The 23,396-nt window shown below is 59.5% G+C and carries 18 protein-coding genes; 7 read left to right on the top strand and 11 right to left on the bottom strand.

Annotated features, from left to right (window positions below):
* Window positions 1–259: 259 nt before the first annotated feature.
* Complete coding sequence (locus AC07VG_RS06070) at window positions 260–5,218, top strand: dermonecrotic toxin domain-containing protein (RefSeq protein WP_495020649.1); 4,959 nt, start codon at window positions 260–262, stop codon at window positions 5,216–5,218.
* 3 nt (window positions 5,219–5,221) lie between these two features.
* On the opposite strand, the gene argR is transcribed toward AC07VG_RS06070, so the two are convergent.
* From argR to acs, 7 genes are all read right to left on the bottom strand, one after another.
* Window positions 5,222–6,214 (bottom strand): transcriptional regulator ArgR, encoded by a 993-nt coding sequence (gene argR, locus AC07VG_RS06065; RefSeq protein WP_495004727.1) that lies wholly within the window; start codon window positions 6,212–6,214, stop codon window positions 5,222–5,224.
* Window positions 6,215–6,338: 124 nt separating this feature from the next.
* Window positions 6,339–7,103, bottom strand: coding sequence for an ABC transporter ATP-binding protein (locus tag AC07VG_RS06060; protein WP_495004726.1), 765 nt, complete (start codon window positions 7,101–7,103; stop codon window positions 6,339–6,341).
* Window positions 7,104–7,131: 28 nt separating this feature from the next.
* Window positions 7,132–8,244, bottom strand: a complete 1,113-nt coding sequence (locus AC07VG_RS06055) for a succinylglutamate desuccinylase/aspartoacylase family protein (RefSeq protein ID WP_495020648.1) — start codon at window positions 8,242–8,244, stop codon at window positions 7,132–7,134.
* Between the two features lie 2 nt (window positions 8,245–8,246).
* On the bottom strand, window positions 8,247–8,945 hold the full coding sequence (locus AC07VG_RS06050) for an ABC transporter permease (protein WP_495004724.1): 699 nt from the start codon (window positions 8,943–8,945) through the stop codon (window positions 8,247–8,249).
* Complete coding sequence (locus tag AC07VG_RS06045; RefSeq protein ID WP_495004723.1) at window positions 8,942–9,631, bottom strand: ABC transporter permease; 690 nt, start codon at window positions 9,629–9,631, stop codon at window positions 8,942–8,944. The genes AC07VG_RS06050 and AC07VG_RS06045 overlap by 4 nt, the downstream gene beginning before the upstream one ends.
* Before the next feature lie 91 nt (window positions 9,632–9,722).
* Window positions 9,723–10,499 (bottom strand): ABC transporter substrate-binding protein, encoded by a 777-nt coding sequence (locus AC07VG_RS06040; RefSeq protein ID WP_495004722.1) that lies wholly within the window; start codon window positions 10,497–10,499, stop codon window positions 9,723–9,725.
* Between the two features lie 572 nt (window positions 10,500–11,071).
* Entirely contained in the window at window positions 11,072–13,027 is a 1,956-nt protein-coding gene (gene acs, locus AC07VG_RS06035; protein WP_495004721.1) for an acetate--CoA ligase, read from the bottom strand.
* A gap of 414 nt (window positions 13,028–13,441) precedes the next feature.
* Between acs and AC07VG_RS06030 the strand changes: the two genes are divergently transcribed.
* The 4 genes from AC07VG_RS06030 (at window position 13,442) to vapC (ending at window position 16,487) form a co-directional block, all read left to right on the top strand.
* A complete protein-coding gene (locus AC07VG_RS06030) occupies window positions 13,442–13,705 on the top strand; it encodes a DUF2790 domain-containing protein (RefSeq protein ID WP_495004720.1) in 264 nt (87 codons plus the stop codon).
* Window positions 13,706–14,135: 430 nt separating this feature from the next.
* Window positions 14,136–15,383, top strand: coding sequence for a ribonucleotide-diphosphate reductase subunit beta (locus AC07VG_RS06025; RefSeq protein ID WP_177145490.1), 1,248 nt, complete (start codon window positions 14,136–14,138; stop codon window positions 15,381–15,383).
* Window positions 15,384–15,819: 436 nt separating this feature from the next.
* A complete protein-coding gene (vapB, locus tag AC07VG_RS06020; protein ID WP_100944168.1) occupies window positions 15,820–16,050 on the top strand; it encodes a type II toxin-antitoxin system VapB family antitoxin in 231 nt (76 codons plus the stop codon).
* A complete protein-coding gene (vapC, locus tag AC07VG_RS06015) occupies window positions 16,050–16,487 on the top strand; it encodes a type II toxin-antitoxin system tRNA(fMet)-specific endonuclease VapC (RefSeq protein ID WP_495020647.1) in 438 nt (145 codons plus the stop codon). The genes vapB and vapC overlap by 1 nt, the downstream gene beginning before the upstream one ends.
* Before the next feature lie 361 nt (window positions 16,488–16,848).
* Here the strand turns inward: vapC and AC07VG_RS06010 are convergent, their stop codons facing one another.
* The 3 genes from AC07VG_RS06010 to AC07VG_RS06000 form a co-directional block, all read right to left on the bottom strand.
* Entirely contained in the window at window positions 16,849–17,736 is an 888-nt protein-coding gene (locus AC07VG_RS06010; RefSeq protein WP_495020656.1) for an SMP-30/gluconolactonase/LRE family protein, read from the bottom strand.
* A gap of 47 nt (window positions 17,737–17,783) precedes the next feature.
* Entirely contained in the window at window positions 17,784–18,611 is an 828-nt protein-coding gene (locus AC07VG_RS06005) for an NAD-dependent epimerase/dehydratase family protein (RefSeq protein ID WP_495002501.1), read from the bottom strand.
* Between the two features lie 163 nt (window positions 18,612–18,774).
* A complete protein-coding gene (locus AC07VG_RS06000) occupies window positions 18,775–20,028 on the bottom strand; it encodes an OprD family porin (RefSeq protein WP_495020646.1) in 1,254 nt (417 codons plus the stop codon).
* Between the two features lie 563 nt (window positions 20,029–20,591).
* Here AC07VG_RS06000 and AC07VG_RS05995 point away from each other — a divergent pair.
* Window positions 20,592–21,905, top strand: coding sequence for an MFS transporter (locus tag AC07VG_RS05995; protein WP_495002499.1), 1,314 nt, complete (start codon window positions 20,592–20,594; stop codon window positions 21,903–21,905).
* A gap of 105 nt (window positions 21,906–22,010) precedes the next feature.
* Here the strand turns inward: AC07VG_RS05995 and AC07VG_RS05990 are convergent, their stop codons facing one another.
* Complete coding sequence (locus AC07VG_RS05990) at window positions 22,011–22,313, bottom strand: chorismate mutase (protein ID WP_495002498.1); 303 nt, start codon at window positions 22,311–22,313, stop codon at window positions 22,011–22,013.
* Window positions 22,314–22,507: 194 nt separating this feature from the next.
* Between AC07VG_RS05990 and AC07VG_RS05985 the strand changes: the two genes are divergently transcribed.
* A complete protein-coding gene (locus AC07VG_RS05985) occupies window positions 22,508–23,380 on the top strand; it encodes a restriction endonuclease (protein ID WP_495002497.1) in 873 nt (290 codons plus the stop codon).
* The last annotated feature ends 16 nt before the right edge of the window (window positions 23,381–23,396 follow it).

Here is a 23,396-nt window from a genome sequence, read left to right as displayed (position 1 = left end):
TCTCCTGAAGAGGAACGCCTGCCTGGAACTGGCGAGCGATGGGGGGATTGTAAGGACAGTTTTCGGTCAGGCCTTGCCGCCAAGCGACAACTTCTTATAGCGCCAAACCGGCTTTTACCGAGGTTGTCGGCAATGCGACAAATTGCGTCGCAAAGGCGCAGTTTAAACGCTGGTTGTGGTTTTGGTATCTATTTAGGCGTGGCGGTCCCCGGGCGCTGGATAGCCTCGCTGCTTTACCCGCCGCAGGAGAAACCGCGCCATGCCGACGCCCGCCGAAATCATGCCCGCGCATGACCCCGATAATTTCGAACTGATCAAAAGCAAACTGCCGGACTGGCTGACCGATGCCTCCCAGACCCTGCGCCAGGCCCATGGCGACAGCCTGCTGTTGACCCACACCCACAAGGCCAGGCTGGCCGAGCAGTTGCAAGCCTTGCAAGGTCTCGAGGCCTTTGCCGCGCCGATCCTGTGCAACGCCCTGAAAACCCGCTTCGGATACCAACTGGATCTGCAGCGCGACCGACTGACCAGCATTCGATTGATCACCGCCGCCACGCTCTCGACGCCACGCAAGGTCTCCGTCGTCGATATGAGTCTGTTTGAGGCCGCCCTGAAGAACTTCGTCGACCCCCGGCATGAAAACCTGGCGTTTTATAACGAGTCCAGCCTGTACCGCAGGGTGGATGGCCGACGGAACCTGCCGATCCAAGCCTTCACCCTCCGAACCTTCGTCAAGCTGTGCCGGGAACTGGATATCGGTGGCCAGTACAACCGTCACATGGAAGAGGTGCTGCAGCCGAAAAAATCGTCCGGCGAAGCGGACAACCGCTTTCGCGATCAGTTTGAACTCAGCGAAAGCTACGAACTCCTGACCCAGACCCATATTGCCCTGATGAAAGGCCATATCAGCCTCTCAACCCACGAGCTGCTGATGGCCGCGAGCCAAAAGGGTCGACTGCCCTACTGGGATGGCAAGCGGGTGAGCTGCCACGAACTGCAAATGTTCAACTTCAGAACGCCACTCAGCAGTTCGATCGGCGTCACGCTCAAAGGCGCCTTGCTGATTGAGCATCAAGACACCCTGGCCGCGCGAAACCGCCCTTGCATCGTCTACCTGAGCGGTGATCCGGAGCAGGCCATCAAGCAATACACCAGCTTCAACGCGTTCGAGGAGGATTTGGCGCGCCGCCTGGGCAGCAGCAACTACCGGGCGTTCTTCGCGCGCTATATCAACCAGCGCACCCAAGCGGCTTTTTTCAGTGCCCTTGAGCGCCATCTCGCCACCTCCGGCAAAGCCGCCAATCTGCAACTCAAACGCTTCCCCCTGATCGATCACCCACTACGCGAGCTGTATTCCCAGCATCTGGTCAAACTGATGGGCGATGGTAATTTCAACGCCGTGCCGGTGGCCGATATCGATCGCCGTAGTCATCGGGAGCACCTGCAATCGTTGAGCAATATCGGCCTGAACCTGCTGAATGTCGCCGCCCTGTTCGTCCCAGGCCTGGGCGAAGCAATGCTGGCGGTGGCCGGCGCACAGATGCTCGGCGAGATCTACAATGGCATCGAGGACTGGCGTCACGACGAACGCGAGCAAGGCCTCAAGGGCTTGATCGGCGTCACCCTGAACCTCGCGCTGATAGGCGGTATCAGCCTGGTCGCCCACCGCTTCGCCGGGGCCGGACTGATCAAGGAACTGCAACAGGTGCGCCTGCCCACGGGCAAAAGCAGTCTGTGGAAACCCGACCTGACGCCCTACGAGCAATCACTGACACTGCCCGAAACCGCACAACCGAACGCCCGCGGCTTCTACGAAGCCAACGACCGCCAGTACCTCAGGCAAGGCGACCGGTTCTATGAGGCCGAGCTCAGCCCCCGAGGCCAGCGCGGCCGGATCAAACACCCACGCCGCCCCAACCAATATTCACCCGCCTTCTGGCATAACGGTGCCGGCGCCTGGTTTCACGAACTGGAGCGCCCCTTGCAGTGGCAAGGCCCGCAGTTGCTGCACCGCCTGGGTTTCGCTGGCGAAGCCTTTTCCGATGTCGACGCCGCGCGGATCATGGCCGTCAGTGACAGCGACGAAGCAATGCTGCGCCGGGTGCATTTCGACAGCCAGCGGCCCCCCGCCCTGCTCAAGGACAGCCTGCTGCGCTTTCGCCTCGACCGCGATATCCAAGGTTTTATCGAACAGCTGGCCCGCGGCGAGGCCGCGCCTGACGAGAGCATGCAGCAACAGATCCTGCTGGACTTCTGGCATTCGCAAACCAAGACCTTGCGAGTAGTGGACGACCAGGGACGGGTGGTCATGGAGACCGTGCGCCCCGGCAAGGACCAGGGACAGCGGGTGGTCATCTCGCTCGACCCATTGCACAACGGCGACCTGCTCAAGAGCGTGCTGAACTCGCCCGACCTGGAGGAAAGCGATATCCGCACACTGCTGGGGGAAAACCAGAGTTTCGCGACCCCCGCCGAAAGACCGGAAACGCGGCTGCTGAACTTTCGCAAGCGGCTCGCCCGCCACGCCCAACACCGGCAAAAAGCCCTGTTCGAATCGCAATACCGGTTTCGCACGCAATCACGCGAGCCCTCGGTCGTCGTGCTGCAAACAGCGTTTCCCGACCTGCCCGTGGCCGTGCTCGAAGAACTCGCCGAACATGCCAGCGGCGCGCAGTTGCAAGCCTTGCACGAGTCCGCCGAAATCGCGCCGAGCATCGTCGACGAAGCCGCCCTGTATCGCCAACAGGTGCGTCTGGCCCGCGCCCGCGAAGGGCTGTACCTGAAATCCAGCGGCAATGCCGACAGCGAAAAACTCATTCTGCGCAGCGTACAACGCCTGCCGGGCTGGTCCGCGCAAGTGCGCATCGAGGTGCGCGCGCAATCGTCAGCCGGGCCTTTGCTCGACAGCATCGGCGCCAGCGATGCGCCGATCTGCAAAGTACTGATCAAGGAGAACGGCCTGTACCAGACCCGCGACGCCCAAGACCGGGAACTGCACGACTCCGACAATCTCTATGCCGCGCTGCTGCATGCCCTGCCTGACCCCCAGCGCAACCAACTGGGTTATCCCAACCCCAACCAAGGCGGGCAATTGCAACAAGCCGTGCAGAACCGCCGGCTGCCCGAGCCCGACACCCTCCGCGAGTGGCTGGACATGCCACCGGCCATTCCCAGTGACCACTCGCCCATGGCCTTGGCCAAAAGGCGCCCCGGTTATCCGCTCAGTGGTCGTGGAGCGCCGCGGGCGGGCAGTCGCTGGGCCCTTGAAGATCGGGTAGCACGGCTGTTCCCGAGCCTTTCCGATGAACAGATCCGGCAATTTATCGGCAGCCTGGACAGCATGCGGGTTTTCGATGAACTGCGACGCCTGGAACAAGAGTACGAACAACTGACCCAGGCGCTGGATCTCTGGTCGTTCGTCACCGCTGCCACCCACCCGGTCACCGGAGAGCGCTTGAGCCTGATGCAGCGTATCAACCAACAACGCACCCGCACCCAGTTCGCCGAAGCCATTCGCCGTTGCTGGCGCCGTGAGCCCGACCTGCTCTACTCCAACAATCCCGAGGAGCACGGCTATACCCTCAGTGCCAATGGCCTGCTGGGCGAGCTGCCCGAACTATCCGTCAACTTCAACCATGTCCGCTACCTGAACCTGGTGGCCAACACCCCGGCCCTGGAACTGGCCCGGTTTATCGAACGTTTCCCCAATCTGCGCCTGCTCTCCATACGCGGCTTCCAACTCGACACCCTGCCCGAGTCGATATCCCGGGGACAACTGACCGAACTGAGCCTGGTCGACTGCAATGTGCACCTGAGACCCGAGACCGTGCAGGCACTCTCGGCGATGCAAAACCTGGAGATCCTCGACCTGAGTGGCAACCCGCTCGGCCTGGCCCCCGACCTCAGGCCATTGCACGCGCTGGAGGTAGTCGACCTGAGCCGCACCGGAATCAGCGCGATCCCCATGGGCCTGTTCGAGCTGCCACGACTGGAGGCCGCCCTGCTCACCGAGAACGCCATCAGCGAGCTGCCGCAGAGCATCAACGAGCTGTCCGGCAACCTTGGCTCCGGCCTGGATCTGAGCGGCAACCCGCTGTCCGAGATCAGCCTGCAGCGCGCCCGGGACTATTACCGCAGAACAGGCCACTCACTCGGCGTCCAGTCCCAGGCCGAGCGCACCCGGATCCAGGCGCTTTACCCGGGCCTGAACGACGAACAACTGGAGAGTTTCATCCGCGCCCAGCCGCGCCTCCTTGAGGAATCCTTGAGCCAGTTGAGCCGCCTGGAAGCCCAATACCACCAGTTGGGCGCCGATCTACAGGCCTGGAGCGGCGATATTCCCGCGCTCCACCCGGAAACGCAGGAGCCGCTCAGCGCCGTGGAACTGGCGGTGGAAAGCCTGAACCGACAGGATTTTGCGCAACAGCTGCAACGTAGCTGGCAGCGCCTGAGCGAAGAACGACTGGCTGACGGCACAGGTTTTTACAGCTTCACCTTCACCCAGCGAATCACTGGCAGGCTGCCCGCGCTTTCAGCGGACTTCAGCCATATCGCCCGCCTGGAGATCCATGGTTACGGTACCAGCCAAGGACTCGATGCATTTCTCCACAGCTTCCCCCATCTACGCATGTTGTATGCCTCCAGCTTTATCGACCGGGACTTCCCCGTGGCGATTTTCGACATGCCGCACCTGCGAAACCTGGAATTACCCTACGGTCTGATCCAACTGAGCGAGGCCTCGCACCGGCAACTCTCGGACATGACCGGCTTGCGCGTGCTCGACCTGTCCGGCAATCCGCTGCAAGCGGCCCCGTCCCCAGTCGAGACAACGCGGCTGACACCGGACGTGACAAGGATGACGGATCTGCGAATGCTCGACCTGAGCGACAGCCGTATCGAGCAGACACCCGCAGGGCTGTTCAGGCTGCGTGCGCTGGAGATTGCCGACGTGCGCGACAACCAGATCAGCGACATACCGGAAAGTCTTTTCGAGGTACCGACCTCGCAACCCGTGACCTATGACTTCAGGAACAACCCGTTGACGGAGGCCAGTATCCAAAGAGTCCGCAGTTACAGAGAACTGAACGGCGGGGTACAGGAAGTCAGAATCCTGATCGGTGACGATTTGAACAGTAGCGAAGAGAGCGAGAGCGACACTGGCAGCAGTGTTCCGCCACTGGCCTCCCCCACACCGCCGCCCCCGGCTCGCGAGGAATGACCCTCAGCCGCGCTCCGAAGGCACCGACGACAACTCGAACGGACTGCTGCTGCGCCGCTGGTTGCGATCTTCGCGCGGCGTGGCGCCAAAGAAGTTGCGGTAGGCGCTGGAGAAATGCGGCCCCGAGGAGAAACCGCAGGACAGACCGATCTGAATGATCGACTTGCTGGTCTGCATCAGCATCTGCCGGGCCTTGTTCAGGCGCAGCTCCAGGTAGTACTGGCTCGGCACGCGGTTGAGGTATTGCTTGAAGATCCGCTCCAACTGACGCCGCGACACACAGACATGCTGGGCGATCTCGTCGGTGGTCAGCGGCTCCTCGATATTGGCTTCCATCAGCAGCACGGCCTGGGTCAGCTTCGGATGGCTGGAGCCCAAACGGTTCTGCAACGGAATGCGTTGACGCTCGCCACCTTCGCGGATGCGCTCGACCACCAGCTCCTCGGAAACCGCGCCAGCCAATTCAGCACCGTGATCACGGGCCAGGACCGCCAGCAACAAATCCAACACCGACAGACCGCCACAGGCGGTCAGGCGATCGCGGTCCCAGTCGAACAGATGACTGGTGGCGATCACCTTGGGGAAACGTTCGGCGAAATCATCCTGCCAGCGCCAGTGCACCGCCGCGCGATAACCATCGAGCAAGCCGAGCTGGGCCAGCGGATAGACCCCGGCAGACAAACCGGCCACCACGCAGCCGGCACGCACCAGTTGCTTGAGCGCACTGCTCAGGGCCGGCGCCAGACTGGTGGGCGGCTCGTCGGCCAGCAGGAAAAGTTTCTGGAAGCCTTCCAGCTTACCGGCCCAAGGCTCGCCCGGCAGTTGCCAGCCACCACCAGACAAGGCCTCGGCGGGCGCTTCGGCCTGCAGAAAGGACAATTCGTAGACGACTTCCGGATGCACCCGCTGAGCGACACGCAAGGCCTCCTCGGCCAGCGCCAGCGTCAAGGCTTGGGTGCTGGGCCAAATCAGGAAACCAATTCGATGGGCAGTCATGGCAGGCAATCCGAAAACAGAACAGAGTGAAAAGCCGAGGGCAGCCAACTCAAAGTAGACCACGCCGCGCTCGGCGCGCAGCATGACCTATTTGGGTGCACAACGGCAGCATAAAAAGCAACGACTATTTCAAGCTGCCCGAGAGGAATTGCTGCAGACGCTCGGACTGCGGGTTGAGCAACACCTCGCGCGGATTGCCGCGTTCTTCGACCACACCTTGATGCAAAAACACCAACTGGTTGGAGACTTCACGGGCAAAGCCCATCTCATGGGTCACCACCACCATGGTCCGGCCTTCCTGGGCCAGGGCCTGCATCACCTTCAGCACATCGCCGACCAGCTCCGGGTCGAGCGCCGAGGTCGGCTCGTCGAACAGCATCACTTCCGGCTCCACCGCCAGCGCCCGGGCAATCGCCACGCGCTGCTGCTCGCCGCCGGACATATGGCCCGGGTAGGCGTCCTTGCGATGCGCCACACCGACTTTCGCCAGGTAGTACTCGGCCTTTTCCAGCGCCTCTTTCTTCGACATGCCGAGGACGTGAATCGGCGCCTCGATAATGTTTTCCAAAGCGGTCATATGCGACCACAGGTTGAAATGCTGGAACACCATCGACAGCCGCGAGCGCATGCGCTGCAACTGTTTCGGGTCGGCGGCCTTCAGCGCGCCGTCCTTGCCGGCCACCAGTTTCAACTCTTCATTGTTCAGCAGGATGCGCCCGGCATAGGGCTGCTCCAGCAGATTGATGCAGCGCAGGAAAGTACTTTTGCCGGAGCCACTGGAGCCGATGATGCTGATCACATCGCCAGCGGCGGCTTCCAGGGACACACCCTTGAGCACTTCGTGACTGCCATAGCGTTTATGCAGGTCTTGGACTTCAAGCTTGTACATGCGGTCGGTTCTCACAAAAACAGTCAGGTCAGTCGCTGAGCAGGCGTCCGTGGCGAAGCGGTACGCGCCCCGCCACCTTGGCCAGCCAGATCGAGGGTTGGGCGTAACGCAGCCGTTCCACGGCGTACAACACACCGCTCGTGCCAGCACACACGGTGCTGACCCGGTCGGATAACGGATCGATCACTTCGAACAGTGGCTCACCGGCTTCCACCCAGCAGCCCACCGGACGCAGGAAACTCAACACACCCGGGTGCGGCGCGTAGAGCAACTCGGTGCCCTCGAACGGCATGCCCTCGCAAGGTTCCTGTTGCGCGGCCGGCCATTCGCCGTCGATCAGGCCCTGCTCCGCGAGGAACGCCAGAATCCCTTCGGCCTGGGCCTCGGCTTGCTCGCGAGCGGTATCGGCCTGGCCGCCCAGCTCAATCGTGGTGGCCATGCACGCCAGTGGAATCTGCGCGTCCGGGAACGTCTGCGACAGGCGCAGCCACGGCAACGAACAGGCTTCGTCGAACGAGGTGCCACCCGACTCTTCCGCCAGCAGCCCGACGCGAACGTTGAGGTGTGCCGCCAGGGAACGCCACTGCGGCCAGTGCTGGGGAAAGGTGTACATGTGCAACGCGGCTTCGCTATCGCAATGCAGGTCGAGCACCAGGTCGGCATCGCAGGAGTGACTCAATAGCACCCGCTGCATGCCCTGCAACTGGCTGGTCGCCGCGGGCAATGTGGCCAGTACTTCGAGCATGGCCTGGCGAATCAGCCGAACGTTGGCGTGCGGGTCATCACCCAGGTGATCTTTCACCAGGGCGCTGACCGGCTCGGTCAACTGGACGAAATCGCGGTTGAAGTTCTTGCCGCTGCCGTACTCGAAACGTCCTTGATGATTACCTTGCAGCAACTGGCCCAGGCCAATCGGATTGGCCACCGGGACCAGCTCGATCACGCCCTTGAGGGCACCGCGGGCTTCCAGCTCGACCAGGCGTTTTTTCAGTTCCCAGGCCGTGCGCATGCCCGGCAACTCGTCGGCATGCAGGCTGGCCTGGATATAGGCCTTGCGCTCGCCGCTACCGAAACGGAACACCGACACCTGGCGCTCCGTGCCCAGGCTACCCCAGGGCAAAGGATGATCGATACGTTGCATAGTCAGTGCTTCCTCGGCGCCAGGTAACCCAACCAGCGGCGCTCAGCCAACTTGAACAGCCGCACCAGGATAAAGGTCAGGCACAGGTAGAATACGCCGGCGGTGATGTAGGCTTCGAACGGCAGGTAATACTGGGCGTTGACGGTACGCGCGGCACCGGTGATGTCGATCAGAGTGACGATGGACGCCAGACTGGTGGTCTGCAACATCATGATCACTTCGTTGCTGTACTGCGGCAGCGCCCGGCGCAGGGCCGACGGCAGCAGGATGCGGCGGTACAGCTTGTAGCGCGACATACCCATGGCCTTGGCCGCCTCGATCTCGCCATTGGGCGTGGCTCGCAGGCTGCCAGCGATGATTTCGGCGGTGTAGGCGCTGGTGTTGATGGCAAAGGCCAGGCAGGCACAGAAGGTCGCGCTCGACAGCCAGGGCCAGAGGAAACTCTCGCGCACCGCCTCGAACTGGGCCAGGCCGTAGTAGATCAGGAACAACTGCACCAGCATCGGCGTGCCGCGGATCACGTAGGTGTAGAGCCAGGCCCCCATGTTCACCAGCGGCTGCTTGGACACCCGCATCAGCCCCAGCGGCAACGCCGCCAGCAGACCGAACAACAAGGACAAGGCCAGCAATTTCAAGGTGGTCAGCAAACCGCCGAGGTACAGCGGCATGGCCTCCCAGATGACGTTGTAGTCGAAGATCATAGATCAGCCGCCCTTACGCCTACCGAGTAGCGCTTCTCAAGGTGACGCAATGCCAGCAACGAGACACTGGTGATCACCAGGTACATCGCCGCCACCGCGAGGAAGAAGGTGAAAGGCTCACGGGTGGCATCTGCCGCCTGCTTGGCCTTGAACATCATGTCTTGCAGACCGACCACGGAAATCAGCGCGGTGGCCTTGGTCAGGACCAGCCAGTTGTTGGTGAAACCGGGAATCGCCAGGCGAATCATCTGCGGCACCAACACCCGGAAAAACACTTGCAGGCTGCTCATGCCGTAGGACATGCCGGCTTCGGCCTGGCCCTTGGGGATCGCCATGAAAGCCCCACGGAAGGTTTCCGACAGGTAAGCGCCGAAAATAAAACCCAGGGTGCCAATACCGGCGACCAGGGGGTTGAGGTCGATGTAGTCGTCATAACCGAGCATCGGCGCGACACGATTGAGCAGGTCCTGGCCACCGTAGAAGATCAGCAGGATCAGCACCAGGTCGGGAATCCCACGGATCACCGTGGCATACAGGTCGCCGAGCCAGGCCAGCCAGCGCACCGGCGACAGGCGCAAGGCCACCCCGATCAAGCCCAAGACAATGGCCAGGGCCATGGACGACAAGGCGAGCTGAAGCGTCAGCCAAACGCCATCGAGGATGACAGCCCCGTAGCCTTTCAACATGATTCAGATCCTCGGAATTAGGGATGAAAAAATGGCGCAAACCTCAGAGCTCCTGCTGCTTGCGCCATTTCGGACTTGTCACTGCGGCGGTTTACTTGCCGTAGATATCGAAGTCGAAGTACTTGTCCTGGATCTGCTTGTACGTGCCATTGCCACGGATCGCGACGATGGCGGCGTTGATCTTGTCCAGATCGGCCTTGTCGCCTTTGCGCACGGCGATGCCGATGCCGTCACCGAAGTACTTCTCGTCGGTGAATTGCGGACCGACGAAGGCGAAGCCCTTGCCGGAGTCAGTCTTCAGGAAACCGTCCTGCAGCAGTGTGGCGTCAGCCACGGTGCCGTCGAGGCGACCGGCGGCCACGTCCAGGTAGATCTCGTTCTGCGAACCGTAGGGCTTGATTTCAGCACCCAGCGGCTTGAGGACTTCTTCAGCGAAACGGTTGTGGATCGAACCGCGCTGCACACCGATCTTCTTGCCCTTGAGTTCGGACAGGTTGTTGCCAACAACAGTGCCTTCCTTCATCACCAGGCGAGCCGGGGTGTTGTAGTACTTGCTGGTGAAATCGACCGATTTCTTGCGATCGTCGGTGATCGACATCGACGACAGGATGGCGTCGATCTTACGCACCTTGAGGGCCGGGATCAGGCCGTCGAACTCTTGCTCGACCCAGACGCACTTGACCTTCATCTCCGCGCACAGCGCGTTGCCGATGTCGTAGTCGAAACCAACGATGCTGCCATCCGGCGCCTTGGAGGCGAACGGAGGGTAGGCGGCTTCGATACCAATTTTCAGTGGTTTTTCATCAGCGAATGTCGGCAACGACAGCACGGACAGTGCCAGGGCGCCAAGCAGCACGAGCTTCTTCATCTTGAGACTCCATCGGTCAAGGGCAAAACGGCAGAGTGAGCAACAGCCCAATATGCGGATGGGAAAGCAGTCTTCGCGTAACGGTCGGCGGCGAGCACGTTCAGTGCACGCCACGACAAGCGAGTGATCGGCATTCTAACGACAGGTCCGAAGCCGATATTTCCTCAATGCGACAACTAATTACAGAAGCGCCGAGAAAGCCGGATGGACACATTGACAACTCTTGATTTTTATGCAAGAGAAAAAGAAGGGATAACCGATCTATCCTGCAAATAGCGGGCCTATTATTGGCAAAGCCTTCTATTCCGGCAAGCACGGCGTTCGATGCGATTTTAAAGGCCCTGGATTCGGGCCGAAAACGGGCAGCGGCGTTTCCCTTTGCCCCGTGTCCGGGCGCCAGGTGACACATTTGGTTACCTACCGAACAAGCGGTAACAGCCGAAGGAATTCACAGCAAAAACCGATATTTATCTCACTTCATTCACAGACATTGCCTCCTACCTTCCCCCCTTACACACAAAAGCCCCGCCCGGCGCGATGCCGGACGGGGCTCAGTCAACCTTGAACGCGCGTTACGCGGCGCTCATGGTCTTGTGGGTATCGATCAGATGCTGCACCACACCCGGGTCCGCCAAGGTGGAGATATCCCCCAGGCCGTCGTACTCCGCCGTGGCAATCTTGCGCAGGATCCGTCGCATGATTTTCCCCGAACGAGTCTTCGGCAAACCCGGCGCCCACTGGATGACATCCGGAGAAGCAATCGGGCCGATTTCCTTGCGCACCCAGTTCTTCAACTCCAGGCGCAGCGCTTCGCTAGGCTCTTCGCCTGCATTGAGGGTGACATAGACATAGATGCCCTGCCCCTTGATATCGTGGGGCACACCGACCACCGCCGCTTCGGCGACTTTCGGGTGGGCAACCATGGCGCTCTCGATCTCGGCGGTGCCCATGCGGTGGCCGGACACGTTCAGCACGTCGTCCACCCGTCCGGTGATCCAGTAGTAACCGTCCTCGTCACGACGCGCGCCGTCACCGGTGAAGTACATGCCACGGAAAGTCTTGAAGTAGGTATCGACGAAACGATCATGATCGCCGTACAGGGTCCGCGCCTGGCCCGGCCACGAATCGAGGATCACCAGGTTGCCTTCGGCGGCACCCTCGATGATGTTACCCAGGTTGTCCACCAACGCCGGCACCACGCCAAAGAACGGCCGTGTCGCCGAACCCGGCTTGAGCGCATGGGCGCCTGGCAACGGGCTCATCATGTTGCCGCCGGTCTCGGTCTGCCACCAGGTATCGACGATCGGGCAGCGCGACTTACCGACATTCTTGTAATACCACTCCCAGGCTTCCGGGTTGATCGGCTCGCCCACCGAGCCCAGCAGGCGCAGGCTGCTGCCATCGGCGCCTTCGACGGCCGCCGTGCCCTGAGCCATCATGGCGCGGATCGCGGTCGGGGCGGTGTAGAGGATATTGACCTTGTGTTTGTCGACGACCTTCGCCACCCGGGTGATGTCCGGATAGTTTGGTACGCCTTCGAACATCAGGGTGGTCGCGCCATTGGCCAGCGGGCCGTAGACAATATAGGTATGGCCGGTGACCCAGCCAACATCGGCGGTGCACCAGTAGACCTCGCCCGGGCGGTAGTCGAACACCCGCTCGTGGGTCAACGCCGCATACAGCAGGTAGCCGCCGGTGGTGTGCTGCACGCCTTTGGGCTTGCCGGTGGAACCGGAGGTGTAGAGGATGAACAGCGCTTCTTCGGCGCCCATCTCTTTCGGCGCGCAGACGCTGCCGGCCACCTTCATCAGGTCCTCGAACCAGATATCGCGATGCGGGTTCCATTTGATCGTGCCACCGGTGCGCTTGCACACGATGACTTTCTGGACGCTGCTGGTTTCCGGGTTGGTCAGGGCGTCGTCGACGTTGGCCTTGAGCGGGATCTTCTTGCCGGCGCGAACGCCTTCGTCGGCGGTGATCACCACTTTCGAGCGGCAGTCTATGATGCGGCCGGCCAGGGCTTCCGGCGAGAAACCACCGAACACCACCGAGTGAATCGCACCGATGCGGGCACAGGCCAGCATGGCGACCGCGGCTTCGGGGATCATCGGCATATAGATGGTCACCACGTCGCCACGGTGCACATCCTGGCCACGCAGAGCGTTGGCGAACTTGCAGACCTGCTCGTGCAGCTCGCGGTAAGTGATGTTGCGGGAGTCGGCGGGATCGTCGCCCTCCCAGATGATCGCGACCTGATCGCCACGCTCGGCCAGGTGGCGGTCCAGGCAATTGTAGGAAACGTTCAGGGTGCCGTCGGCAAACCACTTGATATCGACATGGTGATCGTCGAAGGAGGTCTGCTTCACCGTGGTGAACGGCTTGATCCAATCGAGGCGCTTGGCTTGTTCGCGCCAGAAGCCGTCAGGGTTGACGACCGACTGCTGGTACATCGCCTTGTAGGTCGCCTCGTCGGTCAGCGTAGTCGCCAGGACCTCAGGACGAACGGGGTACAGGGAAGCCGCACTCATCTTTCTTACCTCGGTGGATATGTTGTTGTTTTATGACCCTGTTGTAGCCGGGCCTGCGCGATGGAGCCATTCGACGATGGTAGTAACAAAGCCCTGCAAAATCTCGGCTCAACCGCTGCAAGGTCTCAAGCACGCGGCCTGTAGCGATTTCCGGGATCCTGAAAATAACTCGCGGAACGGGTCCAGGAGACGTTTTTCGACGATTGTTACAGGTTTTGTCAATAGTCTTTATCAAAACCCCCTCTATATGAATGTTTTGTAGACTCTTAACATTCATTCCGCCAACTAAGGCAGCGAATTAACTTAGCGACAGCCCCCACGAAGGCCGTTAATTCGAATTCAAATCAACACCGATCCACACGTAGCCTCATAAGGGCTACGTGACCCCTTACGACCCGAAGAAGGTAAATCGAGATGAAAGCTCTAGTCGTTCTGGCCCTCAGCAGCCTGTGTGCAACCGCCATGGCTGATGAGATTCCAACCGACGTTGCCAGCCACACCGTTCCGGTGGAAGAGTACACTTACAGTTCTCACCCGGACATTCACAAAGTTATCTCCATGAGTGAAGTTCCGGATGTTTGCGAAGTTGTCCCGGCGCGCATGGTCTATGAAGACTCGCAAGGCACCCGGCATATCATGGAATATCGCGTCATGGGTAACGGTTGTTCCCACGGTTAAAATCCCGGCCTGATCCAGCCTTGCAAAACCACCCGCCGCAGGAAGCGCTTCTTGCGGCAAAGGTGTTCCTCCTGCCCCTCCCCACCGCCACGACCGCCCCACACCTACCCTGATCATTTCCGGCAAAAACTGGCTGAAACACCCAGACAAAAACCTTATACTGTCGGTATCCATTCGCGCCTGAAAAAGCGTCGAATCGAGCTGCAAACCCTCGTTGATTCAGGCTCTTACAGGCCACAGGAGAAGGCCCGGCGCCCTCTCCCATCGACGACACGGGGTCATCCCGTACCTATTCCATGTTTTTGCGTGCACGAACCGCTGCTGCAAGCAACATACCCTTTAGATCCAAAGCGGCCATTGGTCGTGTGACAAGCCAACCATCAGTGTTTTTCACACGGGCATCAGGCCCTCACGCAGGAGACGACACGTCATGCTGAGCTGGGACGAATTCGACAAAGAAGAAGGCGAGGTTGCCGTCAAGGGCGCCAACGCCGGCCACGCCACCGAAGCCAACATGGACCGCCTCGACAGCGCCGGTGGCGCCGCGGCCCAGGAGGCCCGTGCCGTGACCGCTTCCGACTCGGCCGCCATCGCCCGTGCCAAGGCGGCACTCGATGCCCTGGACGTCGCCGAAGGCCTGGCTGAACTCGAAGGTGCCTCGGCCCGTGTCGCGGTCGACGAAAAGCGCATGATCAACTGCCGCGCCGACCTCAACCAGCTCGTCCCCTTCAAGTACGACTGGGCCTGGCAGAAGTACCTCGACGGCTGCGCGAACCACTGGATGCCGCAAGAAGTCAACATGACCGCCGACATCGCCCTCTGGAAAGACCCGGAAGGCCTGACCGACGACGAGCGCCGCATCGTCATGCGCAACCTCGGCTTCTTCTCCACCGCCGACTCCCTGGTGGCGAACAACCTGGTGCTGGCCGTGTATCGCCTGATCACCAACCCCGAGTGCCGCCAGTACATCCTGCGCCAGGCCTTCGAAGAGGCGATCCACACCCACGCCTACCAGTACTGCATCGAATCGCTGGCCATGGATGAAGGCGAGATCTTCAACATGTACCACGAGATTCCATCGGTGGCGAAAAAGGCCACCTGGGGCCTGAAGTACACCCGTTCGATCTCCGACCCGGAATTCAAGACCGGCACCGTTGAGACCGACAAGGAACTGCTGCGTAACCTGATCGCCTACTACTGCGTGCTGGAAGGGATTTTCTTCTACTGCGGCTTCACCCAGATCCTGTCCATGGGCCGTCGCAACAAGATGACCGGCGTGGCCGAGCAGTTCCAGTACATCCTGCGGGATGAATCCATGCACCTGAACTTCGGCATCGACGTGATCAACCAGATCAAGATCGAGAACCCGCACCTGTGGGATGCCGAGATGAAGGAAGAAGCCACGCAGATGATCCTGCAGGGCACCCAGCTGGAAATCGAATACGCCCGCGATACCATGCCGCGCGGCGTGCTGGGCATGAACGCGGCGATGATGGAGGACTACCTCAAGTTCATCGCCAACCGTCGCCTGTCGCAGATCGGTTTGAAGGAAGAATACCCAGGTACGACCAACCCGTTCCCATGGATGAGCGAGATCATGGACTTGAAGAAAGAGAAGAACTTCTTCGAGACGCGGGTGATCGAGTATCAGACTGGCGGGGCGTTGAGCTGGGATTGATGCCGCTGTTCACCTTGGGTGAATAGACTGGAACACCGAAAAGCCCTGAACCTGTTCAGGGCTTTTTTGTTTGCGTCTGGGCACTGCGTTATGAAACCACGCGTTTCGCTTCCAGCCCTAGCGTTAGCCACCATGAAACGAGCAGCAGCAAATATACAGCCGCTGATGTCTTCATGATGCTTTTTCGTGTTGTGCAAAAGAGCTGCGAAACTCTTCTCGCCAGATTACCCAGCGAGCCATTCAGACTCTAAGCCCACCGCTTCATCTGGAACAATTCGCCATAGTGGACAGGAACCCGATGAGTTTTCTGACTTAAGCGTAGGACTGGCTGCCGAAGGATGTGCGCTTGGTTTTCATGATCAGATGCCTCCACGTCGGCGTCATGTCGCACTGTGAACGCCCATGTATATCCCATTGACATATCCCGAGGTGTACCGTGGAACAAGGCTCGATTTTCCAGAGTAACCGTAGCCAAGCGGTGAGATTACCCAAAGCCGCAGCGCTGCCTGATGACGTGAAGCGCGTCGATGTCATAGCAATCGGCAGAACAAGGATTATCACCCCCGCTGGCGAATCATGGGATAGCTGGTTTGAGGGTGAGGGGGTTACTGCCGACTTCATGACCGAGCGTGAGCAACCCGCAGATCAGGTGCGGGATTCCTTTTAATGCTCAAATTCATGCTCGACACAAATATTTGCATTTTCACAATCAAGAATCGGCCCCAGCAGGTTCGTGAGGTATTCACGCGCCATCATGGGCAGATGTGCATCAGCTCGGTGACCCTGATGGAGTTGATCTACGGAGCGGAGAAGTCAGCCAATCCTGAGCGTAACCTGGCAGTTGTCGAGGGCTTCGCGGCACGGCTGGAAATATTGAAATACGACGAAGGCGCAGCAGCACACACAGGTCAGCTGCGTGCTGAGCTGGCCAGGGTCGGCAGGCCGATTGGCCCCTATGGTCAGATGATTGCCGGGCATGCCCGTTCGCTGGAGCTGATTTTGGTGACCAACAACCTGCGTGAATTTGAACAGGTATTAGGGCTGCGGGTTGAAGATTGGGTTGAGCGTTCATCCGGTCCATTTGATGATCAACATCGCACCTGATTTCTCTATCTGAAATTGGCCGTTCCACCTGGCCGACCTTCTTTGACCCGGGATTCATAGCACGCGTACATAAGCGTCTTTTTGACGGTGCTGACCAGGAACAACTGCGCCTGAGTGAAGGCAGATTACTGATATCGGGGCAACTAGGCGACGAAGCTCAACAGGATGTTCTGGTGGGGAACCACGCGATTGGTGCATGATCGGCCGCGAGCCTGGCATCGATCTTACGGACGTCATCACCAGCAAGCTGGCTCCCACATTGACCGTGTTGCTCGGAGTTACGAATCCAGGGTCAAGATGGTTGCTGAGCAATGACGCCATGGATGCTATTCAAGACCTGTGCATCGGCATCGGCACGGCGCTATCCAGCGAACAACGCCTCTGCCAAACCGCAAACACCCGGCTGGACAGCAAAAACACCGCCCGCCAGCGGCTGGTCACTCAGATCGCCAGCCGGACGGATCGAGGTGACGAACAGGGTTTCCATATTGCGGCCCCCGAAGGCACACATGGTCGGCTTCTTCACTGGCAAGGTAATGGAGCGCTCCAGCTGGCCTTGGGGAGTAAAGCGATGAATCATCCCGGCATCGTTGGCACATATCCAATAACAACCGTCGCTGTCGATAGCCGCGCCGTCCGGCCGACCTGGATACCGGTTCATGTCGACAAAGATCCGACGGTTGTACGGTGTACCGCTATCGATGTCGTAATCGAACGCCCAGATGAGTTGTACCGACGCATGGGAGTCGGACAAATACATCACCTTGCCGTCGGGACTGAAGGCCAGGCCGTTGGGAACCACAAAACCGTCAAGCCGGGAGTCCAATGGGCTACTTTGCCCGCCGTCATAGCGATACAGCGCACCTGCCGTTGCCCCTGCCGTCAGTTCGACCTGCATGGTGCCCGCCCAAAAGCGGCCCTGGCGATCACAACGACCATCGTTGAAACGCATGCCCGGCAAGGCATGGCTCACACCGCTCAGGCGGTTGCACTGCAGATCGCTATCAAGCCTGGCGGTGAGTCGAAACAATCCACTTTCCATGCCGGCAATCCAGCTGCCGTCAGGGCACGCGGCGATGCAGGCGAGCATCTCGGGCGCCTCCCAGCTCTGGCTGGAGCGATTCGTCGGATCCCAGCGAAACAAGCGCCCGGCAGGAATATCAACCCAGTACAGCGCTTGTTCACGACAGCTCCAGACAGGGCTTTCGCCGGTGGCGTTAGCGGCGTCGAGAATCAGTTCAACATCCATGGCCGTTCCAGTCAGGTGGTCGTTACAGGCAGCCTTTTGCACTAGCCTCAGTCATCGCCAAAAGGCCCCAACGTCACGAACGCCCCCCCCTGGTAGACCAGGATCGGATCATCCGCCGCCGGCATGGGCAGGGCCTCGACCTGGCCACGGAAGGGCTCGGAGCTGTCCCGGGCCTTGAAATTCAGATGCGCGGCATAACTATTGTCCCACCAGACATTCTGGTTCTCCGAAACGCCATAGACCACCGTATGGCCTACGTTCGGCGTGTACAGCGCGCACTCGATCAATTGCGTCAGGTCACCGTAGCTCAACCAGGTGCTCATCATCCGGCGGTTTTGCGGCTCGCTGAACGAAGAGCCGATACGGATGCTGACGGTCTCGATACCGTAGCGATCGAAATAGAAGCTGGCCATGTCTTCGCCGTAACACTTGGACAGACCGTAGTAGCTGTCAGGACGACGCGGTGAGTGGGCATCCAGTCGATGACCCTGCTTGTGGAAACCGATCACATGATTGGAACTGGCGAAAATCACTCGTTTTACATTGTGGCGACGTGCGGCTTCATAGATGTGGAAGACGCCGCAGATATTGGCACCGAGTATTTCTTCAAAAGGACGCTCCACCGAAACACCACCAAAATGCAGGATGGCATCCACGCCGTTGACCAATTGGTCAACGGCTTGTTTGTCAGCAAGATCACAGAACTGAACCTCTTCGCTCGCGTCCAGCGCCGGTGCCACTTCGGCAATGTCGGAGAGGCGCAATATCCGGGTGAACGGCCGCAGGCTTTGGCGCAGCACCTTGCCGAGTCCTCCGGCGGCCCCCGTCAGCAGAAGGCGATTGAAGGGTTGATGCTCCGTCGTTGCGCTAGTCATTAGGGCTCGCTCTCTCACGTGTTGCGGTCTGCATTATGTGTTGTCGTACAACATATTTGATTATCAACAGCCATTTTCATAGCTGTCAACGTCCCCCAGGGGCAAGACGCTCTCGGGTGCCGGTAGCTCGCAGCCGAGGCGTCACGCGCTCATCGTTTGCGGATCAGAGCAGGGATATCGGATAGCTGATGAAGACGCGGTTTTCATCGAAACCGTTGATATTGAAGCTGCTGCGAATGGTCGAGTTACGCCATCTCACGTTGAGATTCTTGAATGTTCCACTCTGTACCGTGTATGCCAACTCGGACTCACGCCCCCGCTCCTTACCGTCGGTGATGGTCCCGGTGTGCACATTGTCGCCGCTGATATAGCGGTTCATCAGGGTCAGTCCCGGTACTCCGAGGGCAGCGAAGTTGTAGTCGTGGCGCAGTTGCCAGGAATGTTCCTGCGCGTTGTCATAGCTGGAGTTGTAGCTGTCGTTGGCCAGGGTACCGCCGCTGGTGCCGTTGACGCGCATCCAGGCGCTGTTACCGGTGAGTTTCTGCAAGCCGACATAGAAGGTGTTGCCACCGTACTTGGCCGAGAACAGCCCGGACCAGGTCTTGTTGTCCAGTTCGCCGGCCTTGGCGCTACCGTCGTCCTTGCCGTAGAAAAAGCCGAGGTTGGCGCCCAGGGTCCAATCGCCCAGCGGCTGGCTATGCACCAGGTTGATGTACTGCTGGCTGTAGATGTCCTTGAGCTGGGCATTCCACACCCCGATCATCGTGCGATTGTCATTGAAGCTGTATTCGCCGCCCTGGAAGTTGAAGCGGTCGGAAGTAATGCCCGGCTTACCGTTCATGAACATGGCGGTCATGCTCGAGTCGTTGCGTGGGCTGTTGTCCTGGAACTGGCCGCCGTAAAGCGTCAGGCCAGCGATTTCCTTCGAGGTGATCTGGCCGCCACGAAAGGTCTGCGGCAGCGAACGGCCGTCGTCCGAGCGCAGGATCGGCAACACCGGCATCCATTCGCCAACCTTCAGCTCCGTTTTGGAGATCTTTGCCTTCGCGGCCACGCCCAGTCGACCGAAGTTACTGGCAGGCTCACCGTCGCTGTCCAGTGGTAACAACTGTGTACCGCCGGTGCCTCTTCCTCCGTCCAGCTTGACCGAATACAGGCCCAGAACGTCCATCCCGAAACCGACCGTCCCGGGCGTGAAGCCTGAGCGCGCATCAAGAATGAAGCTCTGTGTCCATTCCGCGGCGGTGCTCTGCTTATGAGCCGGATTGGTGAAATTTCGGTTGAAGTAAGCGTTACGCAGATTCAGGCCGGCTTGGGCATCGTCGAGAAAGCCTTCGGCGCTACACATCTGCGGGAAGGCAAGGATCAAGCCTGTCGCCGCGAGCGAAGGGGTGAGTCGAGTAGGACGGATGGTCATTATTGTTGTGCTCCTTGTTAAGCGAACGCATTCCGCCTGGGCCATGAATAGCCTTCTGTGAGCGGAAAACGGCGTGCAGCCACGACAGCGACTTGAACGGGAGTCGAGTCGAACCTGATTAGCGTGCGAAGTGGCTTACGAAATCGCTTGCGAAGGTGAGCACGCGATACAGAGCGAGCGGACCGTCGGATGCCAATGAGAAGAAGGGGCGTAGGGGGAGGTAAGCATCATCAGTATCTCCTTTTTTATTTTTATTTACGACATACGTTGTCGTACAACGTGTTTTGATTATTAAAACATCCCTGCTTCATTGTCAACCACCTGAAAATCAAACCGTGGCGATTTCGTATAGCGCCCTATGGACGAGAGTTCGAGCGGTTCTGAGGGACGTCGGTGATGGAGGCGGTTGTTTTTCCGATTGACAGTGCCCAATCGAACTGGCTATAAAACACCATGTTGTACGACGACGTATAACACTTCGATTTTCCAAAAAACAAGGACAACTCCTGCCGTCAGGTGTGGAGCACGTACACCTCCAATCTAAAAATAATTAAGGTGAAACGATGAAAATCAAAGGCATCCGTTGGTGGATGGTCGGACTGGTGACCGCCGGGCTGATCGTCAACTACCTGGCCCGCAACACCTTGTCGGTCGCGGCACCAACGCTGATGAGTGAATTGAGTATTTCCACCGAGCAGTACTCGCAAATCGTGGTGGCGTGGCAAATCTGCTATGCGTTCATGCAACCAGTGGCCGGATACATCATTGATGCCATTGGCACCAAAATGGGTTTTGCCATTTTCGCCATAGCCTGGTCGGCGGCCTGCGCCGCGGCGGCGCTGGCCACCGGCTGGCAAAGCCTGGCATTCGTCCGCGGCGTACTTGGACTGACCGAGGCCGCGGGACTGCCTGCCGGGGTGAAGGCCACCACCGAATGGTTTCCGGCCAAAGAGCGCTCGGTCGCCATCGGTTGGTTCAATATCGGTTCATCAGTGGGGGCTTTGCTCGCACCGCCGCTAGTGGTTTGGGCCATTTTGCAAAGCGGTTGGCAATTGGCGTTCTTGATCGTCGGTGGGCTGGGTATTGTCTGGAGCGGGCTCTGGCTTTTGTTGTACAAACACCCGCGTGATCAGCTTCATATGAACGACGCCGAGCGTGATTACATTCTTGCCGGGCAGGAGTCTCACTTCAAAGATGCCGCGCCGGAAAAAGGTAATTGGAAGAAGATCATCACCAGCCGTAACTTCTACGCCATTGCCTCGGCCCGAATTCTGTCGGAACCCGCCTGGCAGACGTTCAATGCCTGGATCCCTCTGTACTTGATGACCGAGCGGCACATGAACATCAAGGAAATAGCCATGTTCGCCTGGTTGCCCTTCCTGGCGGCGGATATCGGCTGCGTCCTGGGGGGTTACCTGAGCCCGTTGTTTCATCGTTACTGCAATGTGTCGCTGTTCACATCACGCAAGCTGGTGTTGTTGTTCGGCTGCTCCTGCATGATCGGTCCGGCCTGTATCGGCCTGGTCGACAGCCCGTACACGGCGATTGCGCTGCTGTGTGTAGGCGGCTTCGCCCACCAGACCCTGTCAGGTGCGCTGTATGCCATCACATCGGACTCGTTCGGCAAAAACGAAGTGGCCACGGCCACTGGCATGGGAGGTATGTTCGGCTACCTGGGCGCCGCGGCCTTTACGCTGGTGTTCGGCGTTCTAGTGACAAAAATCGGCTACAGCCCGCTGTTCGTGGTACTGGCGATTTTTGACATTGTGGCGGCCATCGTGGTTTGGAATGTGGCTCGTGCGATTCCGCAGGAAACTGAGCTGCAACCCCGTGAAGCGACTCAATCGAATCCCCGTCCATCTATGCCCGGCGTCTAAGCGTCCGTTCTCCTGGTGTTGTAGACCGTCAGGGTCGACTACCGTCGACCCTGACCGGCGACTCCTCCCCGCCAACGGCCCCTCCTCCACCTGGGGGCTGAGTGACTAGGCGAACGATGGGAGGGCCTTGCCGTGTTCTTGCAGCTCCTGCTCGATAAACGCCGCAATCATGGCCCGGTAGACCTGCTCGACCACCTCGGGATTGGCGTCGTACTCCTCGGACAATGCCCGCACCTTGGCGATGACCTGCTCCACGCGCTGTGGTGCCCTGACTGCATCACTGTCTTTCTTGAAACGCGCCGCCTCGGTGACATAGGTACCCCGCTCCGCCAGCAGCGTTACGATCTGCCGATCCAGACGGTCGATGTTTTCACGGACTTCTTCGAGTGATGTGCAACGGACAGCCATATCGTTCTATCTCCTTTTGAGGCTGGCCACTCTGGCTGATCTTTCGCTCCCTTTGCAACCCATGCTCAGCTCAGCCTGCGCCTAAAGAGAAAGGGGGATTGCAGGATGTGAGCGCAAGCGCAATCATATCGCCATCACTGGAGCACTCCTCCTTTGAAAAGTGACCCCATGGAATGTAATTCAAGGCAACGGATATGGCCCGCAGAACGAAAACCTCTCTCTTCGACGATCTGTTTTTCATCGCCAGCAAACTGCCCTGGTGGGCCAGCACTGCGATTGCCGCAGGCGGCTATTTCTATCTGCATTCCGTGGCCATTGCGCCTGCAGCGATCTCGACGGATATCAACCAGATTTCTACCACCCTGCAGCAAACGATCTTCAAAATGGCGGCCAGCTTCGGTCAATACCTGCTGCCCATGATCTTCGCGGGTGGCGCGGTCGTTTCGCTACTCGGTCGTAAAAAACGTCGTGACCTGCTGGAGTCCATCGCCAAACCGGGCGGTAAGACACTGGAAAGCATTGGCTGGCAGCAATTTGAGCAGTTGGTGGGCGAAACCTTTCGTCGCCAAGGCTTCACCGTTCAGGAAAACGACAGCGGCGGCCCGGATGGTGGAATCGACCTGGTGCTGCGCAAAGAGGGCGAACGCTATCTGGTGCAGTGCAAGCAATGGCGCGCCATGAAGGTGGGCGTCAGTATCGTCCGCGAGTTATATGGGGTCATGGCAGCAGAAGGCGCGGTGGGGGGCTACGTAATCACCAGCGGGCGCTTTACCGACGAGGCGAAAGCCTTTGCTGCGGGACGCAATGTACGGTTGGTCGATGGCAACGAGCTGAGCCAATGGATCGCCACAAGCCAGCGCAATCGCCCCACGTCTCCCGCGCCGATGTCAGAACCCACCACACACGTCGAGCCGACACTGGAGAAATCCCCTGACCCCGCATGCCCAAAATGCCAAGCACCCATGGTGATGCGCACCGCCAAGCAGGGACTCAATAGCGGAAACCGGTTTTGGGGCTGCAGCCGGTATCCGCAGTGCCGGGGTATTCAATCCATCGAAGCGTCTTGAGCCTCCACGTTTTGCC

Source organism: Pseudomonas sp. GW821-FHT03C07 (assembly GCF_059420925.1).
Note: the sequence above shows the minus strand (reverse complement) of the source record. Positions and strands in the feature narration are given on the sequence as shown.

What these genes read in the sequence shown, in the direction of transcription:
- vapC (WP_495020647.1), top strand. Translation starts at nt 16,050, where the DNA reads ATGCTCAAATTCATGCTCGACACAAATATTTGCATTTTCACAATCAAG.
- AC07VG_RS06060 (WP_495004726.1), bottom strand. Translation starts at nt 7,103, where the DNA reads ATGTACAAGCTTGAAGTCCAAGACCTGCATAAACGCTATGGCAGTCAC.
- AC07VG_RS06025 (WP_177145490.1), top strand. Translation starts at nt 14,136, where the DNA reads ATGCTGAGCTGGGACGAATTCGACAAAGAAGAAGGCGAGGTTGCCGTC.
- AC07VG_RS05995 (WP_495002499.1), top strand. Translation starts at nt 20,592, where the DNA reads ATGAAAATCAAAGGCATCCGTTGGTGGATGGTCGGACTGGTGACCGCC.
- AC07VG_RS06010 (WP_495020656.1), bottom strand. Translation starts at nt 17,736, where the DNA reads ATGGATGTTGAACTGATTCTCGACGCCGCTAACGCCACCGGCGAAAGC.
- AC07VG_RS05985 (WP_495002497.1), top strand. Translation starts at nt 22,508, where the DNA reads ATGGCCCGCAGAACGAAAACCTCTCTCTTCGACGATCTGTTTTTCATC.
- AC07VG_RS05990 (WP_495002498.1), bottom strand. Translation starts at nt 22,313, where the DNA reads ATGGCTGTCCGTTGCACATCACTCGAAGAAGTCCGTGAAAACATCGAC.
- AC07VG_RS06070 (WP_495020649.1), top strand. Translation starts at nt 260, where the DNA reads ATGCCGACGCCCGCCGAAATCATGCCCGCGCATGACCCCGATAATTTC.
- argR (WP_495004727.1), bottom strand. Translation starts at nt 6,214, where the DNA reads ATGACTGCCCATCGAATTGGTTTCCTGATTTGGCCCAGCACCCAAGCC.
- acs (WP_495004721.1), bottom strand. Translation starts at nt 13,027, where the DNA reads ATGAGTGCGGCTTCCCTGTACCCCGTTCGTCCTGAGGTCCTGGCGACT.
- AC07VG_RS06030 (WP_495004720.1), top strand. Translation starts at nt 13,442, where the DNA reads ATGAAAGCTCTAGTCGTTCTGGCCCTCAGCAGCCTGTGTGCAACCGCC.
- AC07VG_RS06055 (WP_495020648.1), bottom strand. Translation starts at nt 8,244, where the DNA reads ATGCAACGTATCGATCATCCTTTGCCCTGGGGTAGCCTGGGCACGGAG.
- AC07VG_RS06000 (WP_495020646.1), bottom strand. Translation starts at nt 20,028, where the DNA reads ATGACCATCCGTCCTACTCGACTCACCCCTTCGCTCGCGGCGACAGGC.
- AC07VG_RS06040 (WP_495004722.1), bottom strand. Translation starts at nt 10,499, where the DNA reads ATGAAGAAGCTCGTGCTGCTTGGCGCCCTGGCACTGTCCGTGCTGTCG.
- AC07VG_RS06045 (WP_495004723.1), bottom strand. Translation starts at nt 9,631, where the DNA reads ATGTTGAAAGGCTACGGGGCTGTCATCCTCGATGGCGTTTGGCTGACG.
- AC07VG_RS06005 (WP_495002501.1), bottom strand. Translation starts at nt 18,611, where the DNA reads ATGACTAGCGCAACGACGGAGCATCAACCCTTCAATCGCCTTCTGCTG.
- AC07VG_RS06050 (WP_495004724.1), bottom strand. Translation starts at nt 8,945, where the DNA reads ATGATCTTCGACTACAACGTCATCTGGGAGGCCATGCCGCTGTACCTC.